This is a genomic window from Azospirillum oleiclasticum (assembly GCF_013423485.1).
In the GTDB taxonomy this organism is placed as follows: Bacteria; Pseudomonadota; Alphaproteobacteria; order Azospirillales; family Azospirillaceae; genus Azospirillum; species Azospirillum oleiclasticum.
On the sequence record NZ_JABFFR010000066.1, the window covers coordinates 1 to 3,721 of the forward strand.

A 3,721-nucleotide genomic window follows, 5' to 3' on the forward strand; every position below is an offset into this window, starting at 1 on the left:
GCCAGCGGCGCCGGGCCAGCCGCAGCGCGCCGAATCCCGCCACGGCCGCGGCGGCCAGCAGCCCCGCCGCCAGCGCCAGCAGCGGCCACGGCTCCACTCCCCCTGGTCCCGACCCGGCCGGCCCCACCCCGCCGGCCCAGCGCCCGCCGGCCCAGCGCCCGCCGAGCGACGCCTCAACATGCAGCGCGGCCAGCGCCGCCGGCAGGCAGAGCAGCACCACCGCCACATTGACCGCCCGGTTGTAGACGATGCCGATCACCCCGCTGCCCACCGGGAAGCCGGAGCGGCCGAGCAGCACGGCGAACAGCGCGTCCGCCCCCACCGTGGCCGGCAGGACGTTGCCGGTGAACAGCCCGGCCCAGGTGAAGGCGAGGCTGCGCCGCAGCCCCAGCCGCAGCCCCAGCCCGTCGAGCACGAGGCTGAGCCGCCAGGCGCCCAGCCCCTGGCTGAGCATGGCCAGCGCCAGGGCGCCCAGCAGGGCGGCGGGGTCGGTGCGGGTCAGCGCCGCCAGCACCCCCGGCCAGTCGACCAGCCAGCCGAGTGCGGCCACCGCGGCCAGGGTGACGGCGGCCTGGACGGCCAGCACGGCCCGCCGGCCGGCGCCCCCCCTCATCGGACGCTCACCCGGCGGTCTTGACCGCGCGGACGACGAAGATGGTGGCGCTCTTCATCCGCCCCAGCCGGTCCTGGATGCATTCGGCCTGGAAGCCGTTGCGGCGGAACAGGTCGATGATCTCGTCCGGCGTGTAGAAGGTCTTGTAGGGCGGGTAGTACCAGTCCTCGACCTGCGCCTGGATCGACACGTTGTCGGGGCGGCGGTTGATCTCCTCGCCGCGCAGCCGGCAGACCACGCGGGTCAGGCCGGCGAAGAAGTCGCAGACCAGCTTCTTGCGCCGCGGCCCGTTCATGAAGGTGCGGCAGGTGTGACGGACCAGCTGGTGCACCGGCGACAGCCAGGTGCGCAGGTAGAGCCCGAGATAGACGGTGCCGCCGGGAGCGGTGGCGCGCATCAGGTTGTGCATCACCTTCATGGGATCCGGCGCCATCATCGCCACCCCCCAGCACCACACCAGATCGAAATCCTTCAGCGCCGGGTCGAGGCTCTGCAGATCCTGGTGCAGCAGGGTGATGTTGCTGCGCCCGGCCATCGCCACCTGCTGGCGCGCGGTGTCCAGCGAGTCGGTGGAGATGTCGACGCCGGTCACCTGGTCGGCCAGCTCCGACAGCACGATGCTGCACAGCCCGTGCCCGCAGCCGGCGTCCAGCGCGCGGCCGACATGCGGCTCGGTGATCGTCCGCAGCATGTACTTCTTGGTCTCTTCATAGATCGGCACGAAGCGCGGCCAGTACTGGTCGTAGAATTCCTTCGTGGCGACGTCGATCGTCATGGCGGCCTCGGCTGTGCGCGGACGGGGGGCGCGGACTTCGGGGATGCGGGCGGCCCCCTTATAGCCAGCGGGGGCGGGACCTGCCAGCGGAACCGTACCCCCGCCCGTGGCGCGGGTGCCGCAGTGGTGCGACATGTTTGGAGCGGCGACCGTCTTGACGCTGGACCGGCATCCGCCGGCCGGGTAGGGTTCCCCCGAAGGTGACGTGCCAATTCATGGCCCAGTCCCCTGAATAGACCGGAATTTTTCTGTGGTTAATCGCTCCGGCGACAAAGCAGAGCCGCCTCTTCCGCAAGACTTGCGGCGCACGATAGTCCCCGCGGATGGCACGCGGATCCGCACCTGAAGGGCCCGAGGATGAAGATCAACCTGATCACGATCGAAGACGGTCTGAACAACACGGGATTCCGGAAATTCTGCGCCTACGCGAAGAAGATCCACCCCAACACCGACGCCTTCTACGTGACCACCGGCAACTCGCGGTCCTTCAAGCACCTGCTGTTCGCCAAAAGCAGCCCCTTCCTGGAACCGGCGGAGGTGGAGGAGATCGCGGCGGGCATCGCCGGTGCCGACATCGTCGGCTTCTCCTCGATGACGCAGTACGCCATCGCCACCATCGACATCATCGCCGCGGTGCGCCGGCAGAACCCGCGCGCCTACATCGTGTGGGGCGGCATCCACGCCATCATCGAGCCGGAGGACGCCATCCTCCACGCCGACGCGGTGTGCACGGGCGAGGGGGAGTTCGCCTTCGAGAAGTTCCTGGACGCCTTCAAGGCCGGGCGCCCCTTCTTCGACACGCCGAGCTTCTGGTTCAACACGCCCGACGGCGTGCGCAAGAACCCGAACCTGCCGCTGATGACGGCGGAGGAGATGGACGCGCTGCCCATCCCGCTCTACCAGGACGGCGAGTACATCTACAAGCGGGGGGAGGGCTTCTCGCCCATCCGGCCCGAGGACTTCATCGTCTACAACGGCCTGTCCTACAAGACCGTCTGGTCGATCGGCTGCCCGTTCAAGTGCACCTATTGCGGCAACACCAAGTTCATCGACTACGACCGCAACTACCGCAAGATCCGCCACTCCTCCCCGGCGCTGATCATCGAGGAGATCAAGGACGCGGTGCGCAAGCACCCGCACATCTCCACCGTCATCTTCGACGACGACAGCTTCATGGCGCTGCCGATGCGGGTGATGGAGGACTTCGCGGCGCGCTTCAAGGCGGAGATCGGGCTGCCCTTCGTGATCACCGGGCTGATCCCCAACTACGTGCGCGACGACAAGCTGCGGCTGCTGACCGGCGCGGGGATGAACCGTGTGCGCATGGGCATCCAGTCCGGCAGCGAGGCGATCCTGGAATTCTACGAGCGCCCGACCCCGGTCGCCCGCATCCGCCAGAGCTGCATCATCCTGAACCGCTACAAGGAGCGGATGATCCCGCCGGCCTTCGACATCATCCTCGACAACCCCATCGAGACGGTGGAGGACAACCGCGCCACGCTGGACCTCATCCACCAGATGCCGCGGCCCTACACGCTGAACATCTTCTCGCTGCGCGTCATCCCCAACACCCGGCTGGCCGAGGCGGTGGTGGAGCGCGGGGTGGAGCTGGACGACATCAAGAAGCCCTACACCCACCCGCGCCCGACGCTGTCCAACATCCTGGTCTTCGCCATGGTCACCGTCCCGGTGCCCAAGCGGATCTTCGAATGGTTCCGCGCCCGCGCGCTGCCGACGCACATGCCGCAGAAGCATTACCCGGCGCTGATGTTCCTGATGCGCTTCCTCTATCTGGCCAAGCGCGCGGTCGACCACCTGCGCACCATGGACCTGACGGTGACCAGCGGCACCACCGCGGCGCTGCTGTGGAAGCTGGGCATCGTCGGCTTGTGGCAGAAGCACATCCTGAAGCGCTTCGTGCTGGCCCGTTCGGAGGCCGAGGTGCCGCCCCTGGCGGAGCCGGACATCCCCGCCAAGCGCTCCACCGCCGCTCAGCCAGCCCCAACCCCGGCCCCGGCCGCCGCGACGTCGGAGGAGGAGCGCGCGGCCTGACGCCGGGCGGCGAGCGCTTCCAGCGCGTCCGCCACCCGCGCCACCACCGGCGCCCAATCGCCGGGCGTGGTCTGGCGGAACAGCCGGTGGCCCGGATACCAGGGGCTGTCGTCGGGCCGCTCCAGGAACCAGCGCCAGTCCGGCGGCTGCCCCAGCATCAGCCAGACCGGCACCCCCAGCGCCCCCGCCACATGGGCCGCGGCGGTGTCGACCGAGACCACGAGGTCGAGCAGCACCGCCAGCGCCGCGGTGTCGAGGAAGGCGCCATCGGGGCCGCCATC

The 3,721-nt window shown here is 69.4% G+C and carries 3 protein-coding genes and 1 pseudogene; 1 reads left to right on the plus strand and 3 read right to left on the minus strand.

What is annotated here, in order from left to right:
- Together HL658_RS35155 and HL658_RS35160 are read right to left on the minus strand one after the other, a co-directional pair.
- On the minus strand, window positions 1-613 hold a 613-nt coding region (locus HL658_RS35155; RefSeq protein ID WP_180287731.1), incomplete at its 3' end, for a flippase-like domain-containing protein.
- Window positions 614-620: 7 nt separating this feature from the next.
- Window positions 621-1,388: a class I SAM-dependent methyltransferase gene (locus tag HL658_RS35160; RefSeq protein ID WP_196242438.1), complete on the minus strand. Its 768-nt coding sequence runs from the start codon at window positions 1,386-1,388 to the stop codon at window positions 621-623.
- A gap of 357 nt (window positions 1,389-1,745) precedes the next feature.
- On the opposite strand from HL658_RS35160, the gene HL658_RS35165 reads away from it, so the two are divergent.
- Window positions 1,746-3,440: a B12-binding domain-containing radical SAM protein gene (locus HL658_RS35165; protein WP_180286826.1), complete on the plus strand. Its 1,695-nt coding sequence runs from the start codon at window positions 1,746-1,748 to the stop codon at window positions 3,438-3,440.
- On the opposite strand, the pseudogene HL658_RS35170 reads toward HL658_RS35165, so the two are convergent.
- Window positions 3,380-3,721: pseudogene (locus HL658_RS35170) on the minus strand (hypothetical protein); the annotation flags it as partial. The gene HL658_RS35165 and the pseudogene HL658_RS35170 sit on opposite strands and share 61 nt — an antisense overlap.